Raw genomic sequence first — 17,767 nt, 5'->3', positions numbered from 1 at the left:
GGCCCTGCTCAGCGGCGTTCAATCCGGCAGGGGCTGTTCCGCCCAGATCGTCTTGCCCTCCGCGGTGTGGCGGCTGCCCCAGCGCTCGGCGACCTGGGCGACGAGCAGCAGTCCGCGGCCGCCCTCGTCGAAGACCCGGGCGCGGCGCAGGAGCGGGGCGGTGCTGCTGCCGTCGGAGACCTCGCAGACGAGGACGTCGGAGCGGATGAGGCGCAGCTCGATGGGGGCGCGGCCGTAGCGGATGGCGTTGGTGACCAGTTCGCTGACGATCAGCTCCGTGGGGAACTCGAGCTCGGACAGCCCCCAGGCGGCCAGTTGTTCGCTCGCCATCCGGCGGGCCCCGGCGACGGCCGCGGGATCCACGGGCAGCCCCCAGACGCGTACCCGGTCGGTGCCCAGACCACGGATCCGGGCCAGGAGCAGAACGATGTCGTCGGCGGCGGGCTCGGCCCGGACCTTGCGCAGCACCTCCTCGCACGTTTCCTCCAGGCCGGCGGCCGGGCGCCGCAGCGCCTCGCTCAGCAGCTCCAGTCCGACGTCGATGTCACGGCCGGGGGTCTCGACCAGGCCGTCGGTGTAGAAGGCGAGCAGGCTGCCCTCTCCCACGTCGATCCGGGCGGCCTCGAAGGGCATGCCGCCCAGGCCGAGCGGTGGCCCGGCGGGCAGGTCCAGGACCTGCACGGTCCCGTCCGGGTTCACCAGGACGGGCGGCGGGTGCCCGGCCCGGGCCATGTCGCACCGGCCGGCGACGGGGTCGTAGACGGCGTAGAGGCAGGTGGCACCGACCTCTGCCGAGGCCCCCTCGCCCTGCCCGCGGGTGTCCGGGCCTTCCTCCCGGTCGAGGCGGATGACCAGGTCGTCCAGGCGGGTGAGCAGCTCGTCGGGCGCGAAGTCGGCGTCGGCGAGCGTGCGGACCGCGGTGCGCAACCGGCCCATCGCGGCCGAGGCGTGCACCCCTTGGCCCACGACGTCGCCCACCACCAGGGCGACCCGGCCCCCGGACAGTGCGATGACGTCGAACCAGTCGCCGCCGATCTCGTCCCCCGAACCGGCGGGAAAGTAGCGGTGGGCGAGGTCCAGCGCCTGCGCTCGGGGCGGCCCGGGCGGCAGGAGGCTGCGCTGGAGAGTGATCGCGGTGTGGCGCTCGCGGGTGTAGCGGCGGGCGTTGTCGATGCTCACCGCCGCCCGGGCGGCGATCTCCTCGGCCAGGAGCAGGTCGTCCTCGCCGAAGGCGTCCGCGGTGCGGTGCCGCACCAGGTGCATCACACCCAGGGTGACGCCCCGGGCGCGCAGCGGCACCATCATCACGGCGTGCATACCGAACCTCCGCACGCTCTCGGCGCGGGCCGGGTGGGCCGTCGACCAGTCGCCCAGCAGCGGATCCCCCATCCGGTACACGGCGCCCCGGCCCGAGATCAGGACCCGAGCGGGTGGCGAGCCGGGCGGGCAGATGTCGATACCGCCCTCCGGGACCACGGATTCCGGGCATCCCGGCAGCACCGACCGTTGTGCGGTGCGGCGGAAGACGATCTGTGTGCCGGGGGGAATCGGTTGCGGCTCGTGGCCTTGGGCGACCGCCTCCAGCAGGTCGACGGCGACGAAGTCGGCGAACCCGTCCACCGCCACCTCGGCCAGCTCCTCGGCCGTCCGGGTCACGTCCAGGGTGCTGCCGATCCGCGTGCTGGCGTCGTTGAGCACCGCCAGGCGGCGCCGGGCCCAGTACTGCTCGGTGATGTCGATCACCAGGGCGGACATGCCCAGCGTCTCCCCCGCCCCGTTCTTCAGCGGGGAGAGGAAGACCGACCACGCATGATCGCGGATCTCGCCGGAGGCCCGGAAGGGTTGTTCCTCACGGACGATCATCTCGCCGGTGCGCACCACCTCCCGTTGCAGGCGGTCGATCTCGTCCAGGGGCGGGGTGGGGTAGATCTCCCACAGGGTCTTGCCCCTCATCTCGTCCGGGGTGAGGCCCATGGCCCGGCTCATCACCTGGTTGCACGTCACGAACCGTGCCTCACGGTCGTAGACGGCCACCGGCAGCGGAAGTTGCGCGAGCGTGAGGTCCCACAGTTCCGTGGGCTCCTCGCCGGTCGGCCCGGCGGGGTAGGTCACGGCCGCCGGGGTGACGACCCAGGCGGTCCTGCCGCGCGCGTCCGCCAGCGGGGTGCCCCGGAGCTGCGCCTTGACGCGGCCCCCGTCGCGCTTGCGCAGTCCCACGTCACTCGTCCACGGTTCGCCGGCGGCCAGGTGGCGCCGCATCGCCACGGGCAGTTTCGCGGACAGCAGGTGGGAAGCCTGCCGGCCCACGACCTCCTCGGGCTCGTATCCGAGCAGCCGCCCGGCTCCCGCGCTCCACACCAGCACGGCACCGCGGGCGTCGATGACGACGGCGACGTCCTCGGGCGCCGGCGCGCCGTCCCCTTCTGATGTGTTCGTGTCGGGTTGGTTGTCCATGGGGTGTCCCGACTTCGTTCCTGCCGCGCCCGGCACGGCCTGTGCCACCCGTCACGGGCGGTGCCTTCAGCATCCCGCCCCGGCCCGCCTCGCTCAACCGGCGGCATCCGGCTCCCGTCCGCGTCCCGGGCACGGGCGTATACCGGGCCTTCGAGAGGACCGGCCGGTCCCTGCCCGCGCATGGGGGCGCCTCGTTGCGCCGGCATAGGCTCCGGGGCGCAGCACGAGGGCGCCTGACCAGGTCGGATTCCTGTCAGGCGCCCTGGTGAGCGGCCGGGCTAGCGCCGGTGGTTGCCGACGGTGACGACTCCCTTCGTACGGGCGCCGGTCTTGTTGTCGTAGAGGACGTCGCCGGTGGACTTCTTCCAGATCCTGATGCGGAAGGTGTCCGGGCCGTCGGTGGCGGTGACCCGGAAGGCGTATCCGCTCTTGCCGCCCACCGTGCCGGTGCCCTGGTAGACGGCCCGGGAGCCGTTCACCACGAGCCAGTCGGAGCCGGTCGAGCGGAAGGTGAGCCGGGCGGAGCCGAGGACGAACGTGGCCTTGCCGGTGGGGTTGGTGGCTCCCTTGCGGTACTGGGCGGCCAGGGTGAACGCCGCCTTTCCGGTCAGCCCCGGCCTGCCCGGGTAGGCGCCGGCCGGTGAGGTGATCGTGCCCGCGCCGGCGACGGGCCCGGCGGCACGGTCGTAGACGATCAGCTCCGCGAGCGTGGTGGTGTCGGCGGCGTTGTCGTCGTCGGTGACCGTGATGACGGGCCGGTGGATGCCCGCGTCGGTGTAGACGTGTGCGGCGCGGCAGCCGGAGTCGGTGACCGTGCCGGCCGACGGCCGGCCGCCGTCCTTCCAGTCGACCGTGCAGGTGTGGCGGTCGGCCGTGCCCGGGTCGTCGAAGGACGCGGTGACGACGGCGGTCCTGCCCGCCGGCACGGGCGAGCCGGGGCCCTTGGCGGAGGTGATCGAGGGGGCGGCGTTGGCCACCTCGACGGTCGCGGTGTCGGTTCCGCGTCCGCCGGTGAGGGTGACCCGGAAGGTGCCGTCGTCGGTGCAGGTGAGGGTCGTCCGGGCCGCGACCGGGTCCTTGACGGTGCACGGGGCGCCGTCCTGCACCGTCCACTCGGGGGTGCCGGCGCCGGAGACTGTGCCGGCGAGCGTGATCGCCTCGCCCTCGGTGCCGGTGGTGTCCGGACCCGCGTGGACGACGGTGACCGGGTCGATGCCGCCGAGGGTCGGGGCGACCTTCTTGATCAGGCCGTCGGGGCCGAACTCCAGCTTGTCGATGGTGGTTTCGCGGTGGGTGCCGTCTCCGCCGGGGATGGCGAAGCGGTGGTAGGCGACGTACCAGTCGTCGGTGTTCGGGACGTGGACGACGGAGTGGTGGCCCGGCCCCTTGATGCCCAGGGAGAGGTCCTTCTCCAGGATCACGCCCTGCTTGGTCCACGGGCCGGTGGGCGAGGGGCCGGTCGCGTAGGCGACGCGGTAGTTCTCGTCCCGGGTGTCGTTCTCCGACCACATGAAGTAGTAGGTGCCCTTGCGCTTGACGACGAAGGTGCCCTCGTTGTAGCCGCTCGGGGTGATGTCGGTGACCTTCGACGTGTCGATGGACGTCATGTCGTCGCCCAGCGGGACGACGTAGGCGCGGCCGTTGCCCCAGTAGAGGTACTGCTTGCCGTCGTCGTCGGTGAAGACCGCCGGGTCGATCATCTGGCCGCGGAAGTCACCGGCCTTGAGCAGGGGCTTGCCCAGGGCGTCCGTGAAGGGGCCGGTGGGTGAGTCGGAGACCGCGACGCCGATGTTCGCGTCGGCGCAGAAGTAGAAGTAGTACTTGCCGTCCTTCTCCGTCATCGCCGGTGCCCAGGCCCTGCTGTCCGCCCAGCTGACGTCCGGTCCCAGGTCGAGGATGACGCCGTGGTCCTTCCAGTGGACCAGGTCCGTGGACGAGTAGGCCTTGAACTGCGTGCCGCTCCAGCCCTCGAAGCCGTCGGTCGTCGGGTAGATGTAGAAGGTGTCGCCGAAGCGCACGATGTTCGGGTCGGCGTTCAGCCCCGGCAGGACCGGGGTCTTCATGATCAGCGCCGAGACCTTCCAGGTGCGCCTCTTGCCGTCCGCCCCGGTGACCTCGTAGGTCACGGGCTCGGTGAAGTCGCGGACACTGCCCGAGTCGGGGGTGATGGTCGCGCCCTCGGCCAGGGTGAACTCCGGTGCCAGCGCGGTGAGATCGGTGCCCGCCTTCATCGGCAGCGTGATCGTGCCGGCCGCGTTGTCGACGAGCGCGTCGACCTTGAGCCCGGGGTGCGTCACCTTGGCGATGCCCGCCGTGTTGCCGCTGAGCCTCATCACCTCGGTGCCGGTGAGGGCCCGGTCGTAGATGCGGAAGTCGTCGACCTCACCGCCGAAGGAGGGATCGGCGGCGTAGAGGGACTTGCCGATGTAGCCGCTGTAGTCCTTGGCCGCGTCGTACAGCTCGGACGGTTTGATGGTGGTCGTGGTGCGGGCCGCCTCGATGCCGTCGGCGTACAGGACCATGGTCCCGGTGGTGCCGTCCAGCGTCACCGTGACGTGCCGCCACTGGCCGGGAGTGAGCTGCGAGCCGGCCGTGAGCTTCGACTCCGCCGACCAACTCGCCTTCGTGATGGCCGAGTAGAGGCTGGAGCCGCCGTTGGACGGAGTGGCGAACAGGTACTTGTCGCTGTCGGGACCGAGCCCGAACAGCCACTGGAAGCTGCTGCCGCCCTTCCACTTGGCGTACGTCGACACCGTCACGCTGCCGGCGTTCTTCAGCACGCCGTTCGGGATCTTCACGTATGGCGAGTCGGAGCCGCCGGACATCTTGAACGAGCCGCCGTCCACACCGGTGCCGAAGTCGGGCGTGCGCACATAGGTGCCGTGGTGCCCGTGCCCGCTGGAGTCGCGGGCGATGGTGCCGCCCGTCTCGTCGAAGTCGTAGTGCAGCAGCAGGCCGGCCGGGAGGTCCGGTCCCTCTTCGGACACCGTGACCTCGGCCCGGGCCGGGATCGCTGCGCCGCCCGGCAGGCTGCCGGTGACGGTGAAGGTGCCGGCCTGGGCGTACTTCGACGCCGGGACGTCCTCCCAGTCGACGGAGACCGGCCGCTTGACGCCGTCGGCGTACTCGGCGATCACCGTGGCCGGCAGCACCGGCGCCCGGCCGATCGCGGTCTTCACGGAGACGTCCTCGACGCTCCGCACGACCTGGTCCGGCTCGTAGGCGCGCAGCAGCCGGTCGTACTCGGCCTGGGTGACCGGCAGTACGGTGCCGTGGCGGGGCTTGGCGGGCAGGTCGTACCCGGTGGAGGGGGTCCAGGTGCCGGAGTCGAGGTCGGTCGTCTCGAACGGGATGTAGCCGCGGCCGCCGAACTCGTCGAGGAACGCGTACCACTTCTCCTCGGTGTTGGACTTGAACACCAGCGGTCCCTCGGCGGCGTTCATCGCGCCCTTGCCGATGCCCTCGGCCACCGGCGTCCAGGACGGGTTCAGGATCGAGTCGCTCTTCTCCTGGAAGATGAACTTGCTGTTGGGGGTCGAGGAGCTGTTGTTCCGCTCGTCCTTGGACAAGCGGTAGTACGTGCCGTCGTGCCGGATCATCGTGGAGTCGATGACCGAGTAGCCCCGGTCGATCCAGACCTTGGGCTCGCTGAAGGTGTAGAAGTCGCGGGTGGTGGCGTACATCATGCGGTTGTAGGTGTCGCCGGAGTGGTCGGCGTTGTCGTACAGCTTCGACGCCCAGAAGACGACGTACTCGCCGCGCTCGGCGTCGTAGAACGCCTCCGGCGCCCAGGTGTTGCCGGCGCTGTCGGGCGAGACCTTCACCAGGCGCTGGTTCGTCCAGTGCACCAGGTCGGTGGATTCCCAGACCATGATGGACTTGCTGCCGGTGCGCTGGGAGGCGTCCCAGTCCCCGTTGCCGTAGATCCTGAGGTCGGTGGCGATCTGGTAGAACTTGTCGCCCTCCGGGGAGCGGATGATGAACGGGTCGCGCAGGCCCTTCTCGCCGAGCGTGGAGGTGAGGACCGGCTTGCCGTCGTTCAGTTCGCGCCAGTGCAACGGGTCGTTGCCCTTGCTGAGGGCGGCGTAGAGCTGCTCGCCGTCGGAGGTGCCCTCGCCGGTGAAGTAGCTGAACATGTACCCCTTGAGGGGCGCCGCGGCGGGCAGTTCGGGCACCTTGGCCGTCAGCACGCGGGTGGCTCGGGCCTCGCCCTTGGTGACGGTGGCGGTCAGTTCGACGGTGGTGGCGCCGTCGCCGTGCGCGGGGCGGTGGACCTCGCCGTCGGCGGAGACGACGTCCGGCTTCGCGGAGGACCAGGTGACGGCCGTGCCGTAGGTGCCGCTCCCGGGCAGGGTGAGGTTGCCGCGCGCGTCGTCGAGATTGTGGACCGTGAGATCCTCGGCGGCCTGCCGGGTGGCGGCGGCGTCGTCGAGTGCGGGGCGGACCGTGACGTCGAAGGTCTTGGTGCCGGTCACGGTGCCCTTCTTCAGGGTCGCCGTGAGCGTGGCGCGGCCGTCGGGTGAGCCTGCCTCCGGGCGGGTCACCTTGCCGGTGGCGGACACCACGGACGGGTTGTCGCTGGCCCAGGTGAGGGAGGAGCCGCCGGCCGGGCCGGTCTTCGGCAGGTCCAGGTCGGCGGTGACATCGCTGGTGTCGCCGAGGCTGAGGGCGTCCCTGTCGGCGGCGACGCCCTGCGTGGCGACGGGGAGGGAGAGCTGCTCGACCTCCGAGCCGTCCAGGGCCCTGTCGTACACCCGGAAGTCGCGGATCCGGCCCTTGAAGAGCTTGTCGCCGTCGTAGACGGACTTGCCGATGTAGTTGGCCTTGGTGGTGCCGGAGCCGATGGCGCCGGGCGTGGTGGTGACCGAGGTGTTGCGGCCGACCTCGACGCCGTCCTCGTAGAGCACGCCCGTGGAGCCGGTCTGGGCGTAGGTGACGTGCTTCCACACCCCGCGGGTGAGGTTGTGGGAGTCGGAGGGCTTGGTGGTCTGTTCGGTCGACCAGTTGCCCGTCGCGACGGAGGTGCGGAAGGAGTTGCCGGTGGTGAACAGGTAGCCGTTGCCGCTGCCCGCGCTGGTGTTGCCGAAGCCGTAGAGGAAGTAGGGCGTGCTCTGGGCGGAGTCGATCAGCACGTCCATGGAGACGGTGATCGAGTCCATGCCCTTCATGATGTCGTCCGGCACCTTGATGTAGGTGTCCGATCCGTTGAAGGAGAGGCCCTGACCGGATGCCGACCAGCCGGCGGTGCCGTTGAGCGTGCCGTCGCGGCCGTTGCCGGAGGCGTCGGTCACCGTGGCGCCGGTGCCGGCGTCGAGCTTGTACCACAGGGCCAGGCCCTCGGTGAGGTCCGCTGCTTCGGGCGCCGGCGCCTCCGGGGCCGCCTGCGCGGAGACGGTGGGGCCGGCGAGGGTGAGCAGCATCGACGCGGCGGTCAGTCCGGCGAGGGGGCCCGCCCAACGTCTCGCGCGGCTGCGAAGTCGTGCGACGTGCGTCATGTCTTGTGGGGTCCTCTGCTGAGGCATGGCTGATGACGGACAGGGCGGAGCGGTGAGCGCGGAGATGACGAGGCGACGGCAACTCCTTGCCGGAGGCCTGGTGTTACACGCAGGTGAACGCGTGTTGCGAGAGTTTCAGCCGACGGCCCGGGCAGCGTCAAGAGGTTCCGAACAATGTCCGACAGGTCGAACATCTTTCTCGGGGGCACTCACCGTCGGCCGCGGACGCCGGCGCGGCATTGTCAGTGGCGGGTGGCAGCATCGGGCCCATGACGGACACCACGGCGTGTGACTGGCGGTCCTTCCTGCTCAGGTGGAGCGGGGAGTGGGCGGATTCCCTGTCGGAGGGCGAGACACGGGGAGCGGACGACGAGGCCGCGCGGCAGGCACGGTGGCTGGGGTTCCCACCCGCGTCCGAGGAGCGGATCGCGGCCATGGAGAAGCGCCTGGGCCGGCGGATGCCCCCGTCGTACCGGGAGTTCCTCTCGGTCACCGACGGGTGGCGGCACGCGGGCGGGTTCGTGTGGCTGCTGGCGGGGACCGACTCGGCGCACTGGCACGACGACGCGTCCGGGCTCGCGGAGATGTTCGAGGAGTATCTGGACGAGGACGCCGGGCCCGAGGAGCGGCAGGAGGCGGACATCTGGCGGCGGGGCCTGCAGCTCGACGTCGAGTCCGACGCCACCTATGTCCTCATGGACCCCGAGGACGTGGACGAGGACGGCGAGTGGGCCGTGTACACGTGGGCGAGCTGGCGTGCCGAGTCGCCCGAGCGGCACGCGAGCTTCGCCGCCTTCATGCGGGACGTGTACCGGGAGTTCCACAGCCTGCGGTCGCCCGGGGGCGCGGAGGAGCCGGTGTTCGTGAACGACACGACACGCGCGCTCGACTCGCAGCTGGAGGAGGCCCGGATCGAGGCACTGCGCGGCGGCTGGGAGCGGGCTCTGGAGGCGCTGGACGAGGCCAAGGGGTACGGCAGACCACGGGCCGCCGGGCTGGGCGACCAGATCCGCCGGCTGCTCGGGCAGACGCACATGGTCTACTTCGACGACCTGGCGACGGATCCGCGCTATGCGTCCGAGCTGCTGCCGCCACTGATCGCCCAGCACGAGGCGCACTCCTGCCGGGGCGATGCCGGCCTGACGTTCCATCTGCGGGGCGCCGACGAGGACGTGGTGGCCCTGGCTCACGCGATGCTGGACCGGATACGCGGCGGCACCTACCGGTACACGGCGACGGGACCGTTCGGCGAGGCGGTCGAGCGGGCCCGGCAGTCGGCGGGGTGGGGAGACCCCGACGGGGCGTGGCGGACACTGATCGACGCGATGCCCCTGTGGGAGCCGCTGGGACCGGATCACCTGGCGCCCCTGGGCTGGGTGGCCGACCCCGTGCTCGGGCCGCTGCTGACCCCGGAGCGGGGCCGGGAGCTGCTGTCCACGCCGAGGGCCGGCACACCTTCGTCACCCGTTCAAGGGGGCGACCGCCCGTGGACGGAGAGAGGTACGCGGTGATCCGGAGGCCCTGAGGAGACCCTCACCCGGCCCTCGGCGAGCTGGGGCGAGGTGGCCGCTGAGCGTGCTCAGCCATTGCCCCTCGTGGCCACAACGGCCCAGGTACGGTGCGGGACTTGGATCACCTCGCCGGGGAAACGCTCGTGCAGCACACGGCCGAGGGCGTCGTCGAAGCGATCCACCTCGTCCGGCGGCAGACTGGCGCCGACCCCGGCACTGGCCCTGACCCGGCCCCGCCACGCCTCGGGCGGGTACGGCACGGCCAGATCGAAGGAGAAGGTCTCGATGCCGGTGAAGCCCGCGGTGGCCAGGTCGGTCAGCCAGCGCGGGTACAGGCCGGTACCGCCGCCCAACGTCCAGGCCGGGTTGAAGGAAAGGATCAACTCCTCGGTCGCCGCGACCACGTTGCCCGGCAGGGGCAGCCAGTCGAAGTGCGCGATGACCGCCCGGCCACCCGGACGCAGCAGCCGCCTCACCTCGGCCGCGGCCTTCGGCGCGTCGAACCAGTGCCAGCACTGCCCGGCCGCCACCACGTCGTACGACGCGTCCGGCAGCCCCGTCGACTCCGCCGTGCCCACCCGGTAGTCGGTGTGCACCCCGGCTTCCCTGTCGAGCTCCCGGGCCTGTTCGAGCAGCGGTGCCGCCGGATCCACACCGGTCACCCGCGCCCCCGCCTGCGCGAACAGCCGGGCCAGGGCACCGGTGCCGGTACCGATGTCGAGTACGTCCTTGCCGGGGAAGGCGATGCCGTGCCGGTACAGGTGCGTGACGAGCTGCGGTGGGAATCCCGCACGGTGGCGGCCGTAGTCCTGCGCGGTGAGCCCGAAGTCAGGACGGAAACTGCTGGTCATGGCGGGCTCCTGCAAGGCTGTGCGGCGACGGGCACCGTCCACCCTGTCATCCCCGACCGCTGATCGCGATGGAAAAGGGAGATCGCCGGGAACAGGCAGGCGGAACGGTCCGCTCCTCTCGGCCTGCCGCCGCCCGCGTTCGGCCCCTGACCTGCCCTGTGCGGGCGACGGGCCCCGGGGCGCGGGTGGGCGAAGGGGCCAACGTGGTGTTCCCCCGGCTGTGTCAAGAGGCCGGGTCGCAGCGGTTCGGCCATGCTGGGGCAGTCGCGCCCTCTCCACGGCAAGGAGCCCGGTATGCCCACGGACCCGCTCGGACGATTCCTGGCAGCTCTGGACCCGGAGCACCGCGAAGCGGTCGGTGCCAGGCCCCGCCAGGAGCAAGAACGCCTCGCGGCGGCCTGGGAACGGGAGCTGGAAGCGGACGACGAGCTCGACACCCTCGACGAACTCTCGCCGCCGGCGGCGGAGGCCGAGGCCGCTCGCCGCGTTCTGGAACGCGGCAGCGACTAGGAAGGCCCTGAGTACCTCCCGGGTGCCCCCCGGTTGGTCTCACCGCGTTCTTCCACGAGTCCCGGAAGTGAGCGGCCAGGGCTCAGGCGAGGTCCGAGAGCCGCCGCATCAGGCGGTGTTCCTCCTCCGCGAGTTCATGCACCAGCTTCGACGCGCGCTCGACGGCGACCCGGTCCCTGGTGGCTCCCGCCTCGCGCAGGAGTTCCGCCACACGGGTCCAGTTCCTCGACACCGCGCGGTACGCGTCCGAAAGGCCGTGGTACTCCCCCGCGCCCGTGAGTTCGGCGGTCTCGGCCAGGAAATCCGCCCACAGGGTGCGGAAGAAACCGCCGCCGGTTCCGCCCTCCTCCATGATCGTGGAGATCTCGGCGAGCGCCTCCTCCGGGGATTCGAGGTCGTCGATCCAGCCGGGCATGAGGTCGGCCGCTTTGTGCATTCCCTTGAACCCCAGATTGGAGATCGGTGGGTTCAGGAAGCTTTCCGCTGTGGCCCTGACGGACCGGCGGGCGACCTCGCCGAGGTCGGGCAGCGGGCCCATCGGAGGGGCGATGGTGAACGAGAGGTTGCGCGAGCTCATCGGGCCCCGGGCGCTGCGTGCACGTGCCAGCGACGCGCCGGAGGCCCACTTCAGCCCCAGTGGCCTGGTCTCGACGAGTGCGAACCGGTCGTCCTCGTAGCCGACGCAGGCGACGTAGTGGGCCGCGAACCGGTAGTCGTCCGTGGAGTAGTCGAGGTCGTAGCGGTCGAGCTTGAGACCGACCACGGTTCCCGAGTCGAGCTCCTGGAGCAGTTGTTCGCGGGCCCGCCTTTTCGAGGAGGTCTCCCGCACGGTCAGTCGGAGACCGAGCGCTTCGGTGAGGTGGGCGGTCAGCCGATCCGGCTTGATCCGGCCGCCGAGGAACGGCGTGGGCATCTGCCTGGTACGCCAGTAGGTGAAGGACAGACCTCTGCCGAGGCCGAAGACGAGCGACTCCGACAAGTCGATCTCGTGTTGCCTGAGAAGGTTGACCAGGGACGTCGATTCGCAGTGATGACCGACGTACGGCCGCTCTTCGAGGAGTGACACGACGGGCTTCTCCCACTGTGGACGATTGCTGTCACATACCGGCCCGCCGACTTCACCCGTGGGCCTTCTTGCCGAGCGCCATCAGGGAAGCCCGGGTTTCCGGATCCATCTTCTCGATCGCGTACCGGAAGGTATCGCGGGCCATTTCGGTGTGCCAGGTGCGCAGGAATGCGGCCACCTCCTCCTGATGGGCCTCGGCGGTGACCTTGAGCAGCCAGCCGCAGCCCTTCTGCACGTACACGTCCTCGTCGTGCATGAGCGTGATGCAGTTGCCGAAGACGTGCGACAGGGGCAGTTCGAACACCGTCCGCCCCACTGCGCGCCGGACGAACTTCACGACGGCCACATTCGCGGCGCGCCTCGCCCAGGGCGACCGGGAGGCGACCCAGCGCCGCGTCCGCGGGATCCGGTCGAGGTGCCCCCGGAAGAACGGGTACAGCAGTTTCAGGCACAGGTCGTCGCACTGTGCCCAGTTGGAGACATACGTTTCCAGCCAGTACTCACAGCGGTCGAGGAGTTCGTCGCCCAGACCGGCCCTCGCGACCTTGTGCAGCAGCGCGAAACCCAGCAGGACCTCCTCGTGGTGCGAGGCACGTGACAGCACCTCTTCCGTCAGGGCCAGGCGTGCCGCCGGGCGGATGTCCGGCCGCTCACGGAAGCAGCCGGTCGCGACCTCCACGACGGCGGCGTTGCTCACCCCCAGGGCACGGATCCCCTCCGGGAAGTACCGCTGCGTTCCGGCCGCGAAGTCCGCGTCGCCCCGCGCCGCCAGGGAGGCCAGGAGGTCCCCGGCCACGGCTGCCACGTCCATGCTGGATCCCTCCGTCACCTCGCCCCGACTGCGAGGCCGTGTACGACGCTGCCGCCGGGCGCCTCGGTCTGCGGCAGCTGGACAAGGCTGAGGCCGACGCCCCGCACGGGTTCCGTCATCCGGGCAGCGGCCGGTCGTCGACGATGTGCTTCATGACCAGGGTGGAGTTGAGGCGCTGAACACCCGGGAGCCGGGCGAGCTGCTGGTCGTAGAGCTGCTGGAAGGCGGTCAGGTCGGCGGTGGCGACGCGCAGGAGGTAGTCGGGGTCGCCGAACAGGCGCTGGGCCTGGAGCACGTGCGGGACGGCGGCGACCGCCTCTTCGAACGCGGAGACCGTGTCGGCGTCCTCCAGGCGCATGGTGACGAAGACGAGGGCTTCGAAGTTCAGGCCCACGGCGGCCGGGTCCACCACCGCGCGATAGCCGCGGATCGCACCGTCGCGTTCGAGGTCGCGCAGCCTGCGGTGACAAGGCGAGACGCTCAGTCGCACGCGCGCCGCCAGCTCGGTGACCGTGAGACGGCCGTCCAGCTGCAGCTCGGCAAGAATTTTTCGATCCATGGCATCCATGGAGGAGATTCTGCCCCAGATACCGCGATCAAGGAGTAAAGAGGGGAACACCTTCGGGCGGATCCGGCCTAGCCTTCCTCTCGCACCACAGCACGTGAGAGGGAACGATCGATGGACACGACGACGCTGGCGGCCTTCCTGGCAGTGGATCTCCTGCTGGTATTCACTCCCGGCGCGGACTGGGCCTACGCGATCACCGCCGGTCTGCGGGACCGGTCGGTCGTGCCGGCCGTCGCCGGACTGGTCGCCGGATACGCGGGCTACACACTGCTCGCCGTGGCGGGTCTGGTGGTGATCGTGGCGAGCTCGGGGACGCTGCTGACCGCGCTGACCATGGCCGGGGCCGGCTATCTGGTCTGGCTCGGCTGGGGGGTGCTGCGGCAGCCGGCGGTCCTTGCGGCCGGCGCGGTGGAACCGGACGCCGAGGGGGCCTCCCGCGCGCGGGTCCTGCTCCGGGGGATCGGGATCAGCGGCCTCAACCCCAAGGCGCTGCTGCTCTACTTCTCCCTGTTCCCGCAGTTCATCGACCCCGCGGGTGCCTGGCCGGTCGCGGGCCAGACCGGTCTGCTCGGCTCGCTGCACATGACCGCCTGCGCCGTCGTCTACCTCACCGTCGGATTCCTCGCCCGCACCGTCCTGAGGACCAGGCCCTCCGCGGCCCGGGCGGTGACCCGGGTGTCCGGCGCGATGATGATCGCCATCGGCGGGTTCCTGCTGGTGGAACGCCTGGCCGGCTGAGGGGACCGAGCGGCCCCCTGCCCGGGAGAGGATGGGGTCACGGCACCTCCGGGCCGCCGAACTCGCTCATCGCGTCGACGATCCAGCGCCCCAGGTAGTCGGCGAACGAGGAGCGCGGCAGCAGGCGGTACGTCGGCGCGTCGTCGGTCTGCCAGAGCAGGACGGCCACGGGACCCACCGTGGTCGACACCGCCCGGCCCGGGCCGAAGGAGCGGGGATGCAGGTCCAGGGGGCAGCCCTTCTCCAGCACCTGCCGGGCGGACGGTCCGCTCAGCTCCAGCGTCGTGCGGTTCGCGGAGACGTCCACGACCGACCCTGGATCCTGCCCCAGTGCCTCCCGCAGTGCGGCGGACTCGTCGGACGGGGACAGCACGAGCCACTCGTCGGGGCCCAGCCAGGCGGCCGTCCGGTGGCCGGAGGCTGCGGTGTCACCGCATCGGCGCGGGAGCTTCGCCCCCAGGACCGTCTCGACCCGGCCGGCCGCCGCGGAGGAGGGGTCCACGCGCACGTTCACCATGTGGAGGAACGGCAGCTCCCGCAGCGTGACGCCCCGGGCGCCGGTGACGTCGGCAGCGCGCATCCGGTCCGCCAGATGGGCCAGTGGGCTGCCGCGCAGGGCGGCGATACCGGAGTCAGCCATCTCGCTTGGTCCCTTCGGGGTCGTAGAGGACGCAGTCGGCCACCTCGACGGGCACCAGGGCCTCGCCCACGGGGGCGAGCAGGGTCTCGCCGATCCTCTCCCGCCCGCCGGTGACGAGGGCGAGGGCGAAGGGGCGGCCGAGTGCCGGGCTGTGGTAGCTGGAGGTGACGTGGCCGAGCATCGGCACGGGCACGGTCTCCAAGGAGACGTCCGGCGCCACGAGTTGGGTGCCCTCGGGCAGCCGGGTCGTGCGGTCGCGCGGCAGCAGGCCGACCAGGTGCTTGCGGTCGGTGCGCGCGGTGTCGGCGCGGGAGAAGGACCGCTTGCCGATGAAGTCCTTCTGCTTCGAGACCACCCAGGACATACCGGCGTCCTGCGGGGTGACCGTGCCGTCGGTGTCCTGCCCGACGATGATGTAGCCCTTCTCGGCCCGCAGCACGTGCATGGTCTCGGTGCCGTACGGGATGATGCCGTACGGCCGCCCCGCCTCGTGCACCCGCTCCCAGACGGCGAGGCCGTACCACCCCGAGACATTGATCTCGTAGGCCAGTTCGCCGGAGAAGGAGATCCGGCAGATGCGCGCCGGGACGCCGCAGGCCAGGGTGGTCTCGCGGAAGGCCATGAAGGGGAACGCCTCGGCGGACAGGTCGACGTCGGGGGCGAGCCGGGCGACGACCTCGCGGGACCTGGGGCCGACGACGGCGATCGTCGACCACTGCTCGGTCACCGAGGTGCAGTACACGTCGAGGTCGGGCCACTCGGTCTGGAGCCACTCCTCCAGCCAGTCCAGGACGCCGGCGGCACCGCCCGTCGTGGTGGTCATGAAGTAGCGGTCGTCGTCGAGCCGCAGCGTGACACCGTCGTCGAAGATCATGCCGTCGGGCTTGCACATCACGCCGTAGCGGGCCGTGCCGGGCTTCAGCTTCTTGAAGGCGTTGGTGTAGATCCGGTTGAGGAACTCGCCCGCGTCCGCGCCCCGGATCTCGATCTTGCCGAGCGTGGAGGCGTCCATGAAGGCCACGCCCTCGCGGGCCGCACGGCACTCGCGGGCCACGGCGGCGTCCATGTCCTCTCCGGGCCGCGGGTAGTACCGGGGGCGCTTCCACTGCCCGACGTCCTCGAACTCGGCGCCGTGCGCCACGTGCCAGGCGTGCAGGGGGGTGGTCCGCTCCGGCTCGAACAGGTCGCCGCGCTCGCGCCCGGCCAGGGCGGCGAAGGCGACCGGCGTGTACGGCGCCCGGTAGGCCGTGGTGCCGATCTCGCCCGGGGAACCGCCGAGCGCCGCGGCGATGACGCCGATCGCGTTGACGCCCGAGGTCTTGCCCTGGTCGTTGGCGGTGCCGAGGGAGGTGTAGCGCTTGACGTGTTCGACGCCGCGCATACCGGCGCCGGTGGACCGCCACACGTCGGCGACGCTGACATCCCGCTGGAGGTCGACGAAGTGGCTGTCCCAGGTGCCGGGTACGCCGTAGGGGCCGGGCACCAGCCACAGCGCGCGCGTCGGACCGCCCGGGGGTCGTGCGCCCTCGGGCGGTACGGCGACCGGGAACCCGGCCCCGGTCGCGGCCAGCGCGCCCGCCCGCGCCCCCTCGGCACGGCAGCCGTCGACGTCGTAGGTCCCGCGGGCCGCACCGACGACCTGCTGGTCGCGCACGACGCCGTCGGGTACGAAAGCGACCAGTTCCTCGTCCCAGCGCAGCCGGCCCTGCCGCTGGCTGTGCAGGTGCACCACCGGGCTCCATCCGCCGGAGACGGCGAGCAGGTCGCAGTCGAACGACCTCTGTTCTCCTGTGAGTCGGCCGTCTGTGTCGAGGGCCTGCACGACGACGCCGGTGAGGCGGCCGGAGCCGGCCGTGTCGACGACCGTGCTGCCCGTCAGCACCGGCACCCCGGTCATCCCGGCGATGTCGGCGGCGTGCGGCGACAGTTCGGGCCGGGCGTCCACGACGGCGGCGACGCCGATCCCGGCCGCGTGCAGAGCGGCGACGGTGTCGTAGGCGCTGTCGTTGGTCGTGCTCACCACGGCCCGCGAACCGGGGGCCACGGCGTAACGGTTGAGATACGTCCGCACGGCCGAGGAGAGCATCACCCCGGGCCGGTCGTTGCCTGCGAAGACCAGCGGCCGCTCGTGCGCGCCGGTGGCCAGCACCACCTGCCGGGCGCGGATGTGCCAGAGCCGCTGGCGTGAGACGCCTTCGGGGGCGGCGGGTCCCAGGTGGTCGGTGCGGCGCTGCAGGGCGAGCACGTAGTTGTCGTCGTAGGAGCCGAAGGCCGTGGTGCGGGGCAGGACGACGACCTCGGGCGCGGCGTTGAGGGCCGCCCGGACGTCGGCGATCCACCGGGTGTCGCGGAACAGCGGACCACCGGGCTCGGGCCGCTCGTCGAGGAGGATCACCCGCGCGCCGGAACCGGCCGCCGCGGCGGCGGCCGAGAGCCCCGCCGGTCCCGCGCCGACGACCAGGACGTCGGTGTGGACGTACTTCTTGTCGTAGACGGCCGGGTCGGGGGCCGTGTCGAGGCGGCCCCTCCCGGAGAGCGTGGTGGCGGACAGGCCGTCGTACAGCTCGACGGTCGGGGCCGGGAGCATGCCCTCCGCACAGGGTCCGTCCAGCTGGACGAGGGCGTTGGGCTCCTCGACGCCCGCGGCGACGATGCCGCGCGGGCGGCCGCGGTAGAGCGACGGGGCGACCTCGACGAGCCCGTTCGCCAGCATCGCGGACGCGAGGGTGTCGCCGGGATGCCCGGTCAGCTCCCGCCCGTCGACGGTGAAGCGCAGCACGGTGCCGCGGTCGACCCGGCCGCCCTGCGGGAGCCGGAAGCGCTGGTCGGTCATCGGGTCCCTCCGGGGCGCGGCTCGTCGAGCCGGTAGCTGGTCAGCACCTCGTGGGTGGCGGTGTCGCGCAGGGCGTTGAACCAGCGGCGGCAGCCGGTGGCGTGCATCCAGCGTTCGGCGAAGGGACCCTTGGGGTTGTCGCGGTAGAAGACGTAGGCGGCCCACTGCTCGTCGGTGAGATCGGCCGGGGCCTCGGGGTGGGGGACGTGGGCCTGTCCGCCGTAGTGGTACTCGGTCTCGTCCCGCGGGCCGCACCACGGGCAGGTGATCAGCAGCACGGTGATGTCCTC

Annotated in this window: 11 protein-coding genes and 1 pseudogene; 3 read left to right on the top strand and 9 right to left on the bottom strand. The window is 71.5% G+C overall.

Annotated elements, in window-relative coordinates; all coding sequences use genetic code 11:
- Positions 1 to 18 precede the first annotated feature (18 nt).
- Together AB0B29_RS24950 and AB0B29_RS24945 are read right to left on the bottom strand one after the other, a co-directional pair.
- Complete coding sequence (locus tag AB0B29_RS24950) at positions 19 to 2,454, bottom strand: SpoIIE family protein phosphatase (RefSeq protein WP_362243662.1); 2,436 nt, start codon at positions 2,452 to 2,454, stop codon at positions 19 to 21.
- 278 nt (positions 2,455 to 2,732) lie between these two features.
- Positions 2,733 to 7,949: a family 43 glycosylhydrolase gene (locus AB0B29_RS24945; RefSeq protein ID WP_362243660.1), complete on the bottom strand. Its 5,217-nt coding sequence runs from the start codon at positions 7,947 to 7,949 to the stop codon at positions 2,733 to 2,735.
- 269 nt (positions 7,950 to 8,218) lie between these two features.
- Here AB0B29_RS24945 and AB0B29_RS24940 point away from each other — a divergent pair.
- A pseudogene (locus AB0B29_RS24940) lies at positions 8,219 to 9,415 on the top strand (SMI1/KNR4 family protein); the annotation flags it as partial.
- Positions 9,416 to 9,528: 113 nt separating this feature from the next.
- On the opposite strand, the gene AB0B29_RS24935 reads toward AB0B29_RS24940, so the two are convergent.
- Positions 9,529 to 10,311 (bottom strand): class I SAM-dependent methyltransferase, encoded by a 783-nt coding sequence (locus AB0B29_RS24935; protein WP_362243659.1) that lies wholly within the window; start codon positions 10,309 to 10,311, stop codon positions 9,529 to 9,531.
- Positions 10,312 to 10,605: 294 nt separating this feature from the next.
- Here AB0B29_RS24935 and AB0B29_RS24930 point away from each other — a divergent pair, with 294 nt between their 5' ends.
- Positions 10,606 to 10,821: a hypothetical protein gene (locus tag AB0B29_RS24930; protein WP_362243658.1), complete on the top strand. Its 216-nt coding sequence runs from the start codon at positions 10,606 to 10,608 to the stop codon at positions 10,819 to 10,821.
- Between the two features lie 82 nt (positions 10,822 to 10,903).
- Here AB0B29_RS24930 and AB0B29_RS24925 read toward each other — a convergent pair whose 3' ends face one another.
- The 3 genes from AB0B29_RS24925 to AB0B29_RS24915 all read right to left on the bottom strand — a co-directional run bounded on the left by AB0B29_RS24925 (position 10,904) and on the right by AB0B29_RS24915 (position 13,266).
- Entirely contained in the window at positions 10,904 to 11,887 is a 984-nt protein-coding gene (locus AB0B29_RS24925; protein WP_362243656.1) for a BtrH N-terminal domain-containing protein, read from the bottom strand.
- Between the two features lie 52 nt (positions 11,888 to 11,939).
- Positions 11,940 to 12,698 (bottom strand): DNA alkylation repair protein, encoded by a 759-nt coding sequence (locus AB0B29_RS24920; RefSeq protein WP_362243654.1) that lies wholly within the window; start codon positions 12,696 to 12,698, stop codon positions 11,940 to 11,942.
- Positions 12,699 to 12,813: 115 nt separating this feature from the next.
- Complete coding sequence (locus tag AB0B29_RS24915; protein ID WP_362243653.1) at positions 12,814 to 13,266, bottom strand: Lrp/AsnC family transcriptional regulator; 453 nt, start codon at positions 13,264 to 13,266, stop codon at positions 12,814 to 12,816.
- 111 nt (positions 13,267 to 13,377) lie between these two features.
- Between AB0B29_RS24915 and AB0B29_RS24910 the strand changes: the two genes are divergently transcribed.
- The gene (locus tag AB0B29_RS24910; protein ID WP_362243651.1) at positions 13,378 to 14,004 is read left to right on the top strand and encodes a LysE family translocator; all 627 of its coding nucleotides are present in this window, start codon (positions 13,378 to 13,380) and stop codon (positions 14,002 to 14,004) included.
- Between the two features lie 37 nt (positions 14,005 to 14,041).
- Here AB0B29_RS24910 and AB0B29_RS24905 read toward each other — a convergent pair whose 3' ends face one another.
- From AB0B29_RS24905 to AB0B29_RS24895, 3 genes are read right to left on the bottom strand one after another with little or no spacing between them, the layout of a single operon-like run.
- The gene (locus AB0B29_RS24905) at positions 14,042 to 14,644 is read right to left on the bottom strand and encodes a sarcosine oxidase subunit gamma (protein ID WP_362243649.1); all 603 of its coding nucleotides are present in this window, start codon (positions 14,642 to 14,644) and stop codon (positions 14,042 to 14,044) included.
- On the bottom strand, positions 14,637 to 17,477 hold the full coding sequence (locus AB0B29_RS24900) for a sarcosine oxidase subunit alpha family protein (protein ID WP_362243648.1): 2,841 nt from the start codon (positions 17,475 to 17,477) through the stop codon (positions 14,637 to 14,639). Before AB0B29_RS24900 ends, AB0B29_RS24905 begins: the two co-directional genes overlap by 8 nt.
- Positions 17,474 to 17,755 (bottom strand): sarcosine oxidase subunit delta, encoded by a 282-nt coding sequence (locus tag AB0B29_RS24895; protein WP_362243647.1) that lies wholly within the window; start codon positions 17,753 to 17,755, stop codon positions 17,474 to 17,476. Before AB0B29_RS24895 ends, AB0B29_RS24900 begins: the two co-directional genes overlap by 4 nt.
- Positions 17,756 to 17,767: the final 12 nt, after the last annotated feature.

The organism is Streptomyces tibetensis (genome assembly GCF_040647715.1).
GTDB lineage: Bacteria > Actinomycetota > Actinomycetes > Streptomycetales > Streptomycetaceae > Streptomyces > Streptomyces tibetensis_A.
Note: the sequence above shows the minus strand (reverse complement) of the source record. Positions and strands in the feature narration are given on the sequence as shown.

Coding starts and splice junctions, on each gene's coding strand:
- AB0B29_RS24915 (WP_362243653.1), bottom strand. CDS start 13,266: ATGGATGCCATGGATCGAAAAATTCTTGCCGAGCTGCAGCTGGACGGC.
- AB0B29_RS24935 (WP_362243659.1), bottom strand. CDS start 10,311: ATGACCAGCAGTTTCCGTCCTGACTTCGGGCTCACCGCGCAGGACTAC.
- AB0B29_RS24905 (WP_362243649.1), bottom strand. CDS start 14,644: ATGGCTGACTCCGGTATCGCCGCCCTGCGCGGCAGCCCACTGGCCCAT.
- AB0B29_RS24950 (WP_362243662.1), bottom strand. CDS start 2,454: ATGGACAACCAACCCGACACGAACACATCAGAAGGGGACGGCGCGCCG.
- AB0B29_RS24910 (WP_362243651.1), top strand. CDS start 13,378: ATGGACACGACGACGCTGGCGGCCTTCCTGGCAGTGGATCTCCTGCTG.
- AB0B29_RS24930 (WP_362243658.1), top strand. CDS start 10,606: ATGCCCACGGACCCGCTCGGACGATTCCTGGCAGCTCTGGACCCGGAG.
- AB0B29_RS24900 (WP_362243648.1), bottom strand. CDS start 17,477: ATGACCGACCAGCGCTTCCGGCTCCCGCAGGGCGGCCGGGTCGACCGC.
- AB0B29_RS24945 (WP_362243660.1), bottom strand. CDS start 7,949: ATGACGCACGTCGCACGACTTCGCAGCCGCGCGAGACGTTGGGCGGGC.
- AB0B29_RS24920 (WP_362243654.1), bottom strand. CDS start 12,698: ATGGACGTGGCAGCCGTGGCCGGGGACCTCCTGGCCTCCCTGGCGGCG.